The 3,353-nt window shown below is 63.0% G+C and carries 2 protein-coding genes; one reads left to right on the top strand and one right to left on the bottom strand.

The window, feature by feature from the left end; genetic code table 11:
* Nucleotides 1-460 precede the first annotated feature (460 nt).
* On the top strand, nucleotides 461-3,043 hold the full coding sequence (locus tag VKP62_10685; GenBank protein ID MEB3197657.1) for a S8 family serine peptidase: 2,583 nt from the start codon (nucleotides 461-463) through the stop codon (nucleotides 3,041-3,043).
* 67 nt (nucleotides 3,044-3,110) lie between these two features.
* Here the strand turns inward: VKP62_10685 and VKP62_10680 are convergent.
* Nucleotides 3,111-3,353 (bottom strand): hypothetical protein (locus VKP62_10680; GenBank protein MEB3197656.1); only part of this gene is annotated, 243 nt, incomplete at its 5' end.

The following is a 3,353-nucleotide window of genomic DNA, read 5'->3' as shown; positions in this document are numbered from 1 at the left end:
CTTCGAGGACCTGAATCTGCTCGGCGCCGTAGGCTTGCGTCACGTGGGTGGCGTCAGCCGGCAGTTCGCCATATTCGGTGGGGGCCTCGGCCGTCTCCACACCCTGGGTCATTCGCGCCTCCCGGATCGTCTCTTCGACTTCCCTGTGCGTGGGGGCCCCGCACGGTCCGCGCCGACGCTGCCCCACGGTATCATTTTACCAGTCCTGACGCGGATCAGCCACCGCTGGTTCCAGCGCCCGGCTCGATCGAGGCGACTCGCCGACCCGCCATCGAGATCAAACGGATTTACGGGGCTCGCCGTGGGTAATAAACTAGAGAGGAGCGAGCGAGGGAACGCCGCTGGCCTCCATCCCCTGGGAGCCTGGATTGCATTCAAGGGATAGGATGTTTGTGCCGATACCCGTCTCGTGGTGTCACCAGGCAAAGGATGCCTTTCGCCCGTACCGCAGGAGAGTCCCGTGTCGCGTCTCAGCCCCATCCGCCCCGCCCAGGTCGGCCTTTCCCGCTGGCGCTCCCTGTTGCTGATCAGCGCCACCCTGCTGTCGGGCTGCCAGGGCGGACGCAGCGTCTTCGCCTCGTTGACGATGGGCGCGCCCGACGGCGTGGCTCTCTCCGTGCCGCTGCCGGCCATCCAGCAAAACCCCAAGGGCCAAGACGGCTATTTCGTGATGGCCCTGCCGGACGAAGCCCCGTTCCCCAAACAGACCGTCCAGGTGGAGGGCGGGGGGTCACCCGGAAGCCTGAATACCCTTATGTCCAATAGCACCAGTGTGGTGGTCACGGCCGTCGTGCCCAACGCCAGCAAGGGCTTCGTGGTGGAAGGGGCCAACCTGGACCGGGCCTCGGTGAAATTCTTCTTCGGGACCACCGAGATGGCGGTCAGCAACCGCAAGCCGAACATGGTGACCTTGACGCTACCGGCCGGCAGTGCCAAGAGCGGCCAGCTGACGGTGCGCGATGGCAGCGCAACGGTCTATCGTCTGACCTCGGTCGACTCGCGCTCCCCCTACACCGCAGGCCGCCTGCTCATTCGCTTCCGCGACGGAGCCCCCCGCGCCACGGTCGAGTCGGCCCTGCAGGCGGCCGGCATCACTTATTATCGCTACCCCGGCATGAACTACCTGGTGGCCAGTCACAAACCCGACGTCTCCTTCGACACGGTGGCCAGGCGCTTGAAAGCCAACGCGGTCTTTGACCAGGTGTCGCGGGAAGCCATCTTTTCGACCAAGGGTGCGCCCGAAGACGCGCGGTACTCGGAGCAATGGGCCCTGCCTCGCATCAACGCGCCAGCTGCCTGGGCCATCTCCAAAGGCTCGCCCGATGTGGTGGTGGCCGTGCTTGACACCGGCATCCAGACCAACCACCCTGACCTGGCGGCCAACATCTATGTGAGCCCCGGCGAAACGGCCGGCAACAACGTGGATGATGATCGCAACGGGCGCGTCGACGACGTGCGCGGCTGGAACGCCTATGACCAGAACGGTCTCACCGAAGATGACAACGGCCACGGCACCCAGGTGGCGGGCGTCATCGCCGCCATTCAGGACAAGGTCGGCATTACGGGGCTCGCGCCGCTGACGCGAATTCTCCCGGTCAAGGTGAGCAATTCCAATGGCCTGGCCACCTCAGCCTCCCTGATCGATGGCATCAATTACGCCGTGCGCAACCGTGCTTCGGTGATCTGCATGAGCATCGGCGCCAACATCGACGACCCGGCCGTCCGGGACGCGGTCTCGTTCGCCACCACCTTCAATGTGACCGTGGCCGCCCCGATGGGCAATGAGGGAACCAACCTGCGCCAGTACCCGGCCGCCTGGTCGAACCAGCTCAACCTGCTGGCCGTCGGCGCCACCAATAGCACGGACAGCCGGGCGGCTTGGAGCAACTTCGGCGACTGGATGACCGTCTCCGCGCCGGGCGACAGCATTCTCACCACGACCCTGGGCAGCGGCTATGGCGTGGTCAGCGGCACCTCGTTCTCGGCGGCTCACGTGGCTGGCCAGGCCGCCCTGATCAAGGCCCTCAAGCCCAGCTGGTCCCCCACCATGCTCAGAAGCCTGATTGTCAGCACGGCAGTCGACAAGGGCGTGGCGGGCTTCGACACGTACTTCGGGAATGGCCGAATCACCCTGGATTCGAGCAGTATGGGGAACCTGCTAGGCCTGATCCTGGACGACATGGGCGTGCGGGTCTCCAGTGAGCATGAACTCGGCCGCAACCCCGCAGACACGGCCGTTGATAAGAATTCGGAAACCTTCTGGTCTTCTGACCGCACCCTGGAGAACACGCCGCAGTACATGCGACTGGATATGGGTCAGCCTTCTCGCCTGACCTCGATCGCAGCCCTGTCGGTCGGCCACTACAGCTATCTGTTTCCAGCCGACTTCACGATCGAACTGAGCGATGACGACGTGACCTGGCGAACGGTCGTCACGGCTTCCAATTTCCGGATTCCGGAGGCCACCTGGCATCGTTGGAATATCACGCCAACCACCACGCGTTACGTGCGGTTCAATGTGTCGAAGTCACGCACGAATTTGGACAATGGCCTTCACTACGCGCAGATTGCAGAGGTGGCCTTCAATGGAGAAGAAAACAACGTCGTCTTGAACAGTTCTTCAGTCTATTACGGTTCGTACTACCCCAGCAGCCACATGGTTGATGGAAAGACGGACACGATGTGGATGAGTACCGTTCGGGGCAGTAACCAGCGGGAATTCGCGATCGCCGATCTGAAGGTCAATCGCACCTTCCGCTCCGTCAAACTACTCTCACCACCCGTGATCATCGGGGGCTCCTTCCCGAAAGCCATCGACTTTTATACCAGCAACGACAAGGTCAACTGGATCTACTTGAAGAGTTTCCGTGGTCTCACCTCGCTGCCCTCGACCTGGTACACCTTCAGCGTGCCTGAAACGAGCGGACGCTACATTCGTGTCGACATTCCGGAAACTAACAGCAGTTCCAGCAAGGGGGCGATGTACGGGGGCAACTTTGTGAGTGGCCACTTCACCGCGATCGCCGAAGTCGACGTCGAGTAGCCTTCAGGCTCCCCAACCGATCGCTCCGGGACGGCGTATCGGCGGGGGGTACGGGACCAGCGATCCATCAGGTCCAGCGGGCACCGAGATGAAGAATCTCGTGCTGAAAGCCGACTTCCGCCGATCGGAGCAGTTCAGGGGCGATCGCCGGATATAAGGTCAGGTGGGGAAGCTCTGCCAGCGGCACCCACTCGACCCTTGTGATGACATCATCCGTGGGCACCCCCAGTTCCCCGCCGACTTGGCGCGCCTTCACGAACACGTTCAGGATGTGCCGCCCTCCGGCCGGGGCGATCGCCTCGGAGAGGTA

The sequence above is a fragment of the Candidatus Sericytochromatia bacterium genome, assembly GCA_035285325.1.
Classification (GTDB): domain Bacteria; phylum Cyanobacteriota; class Sericytochromatia; order S15B-MN24; family JAQBPE01; genus JAYKJB01.
Note: the sequence above shows the minus strand (reverse complement) of the source record. Positions and strands in the feature narration are given on the sequence as shown.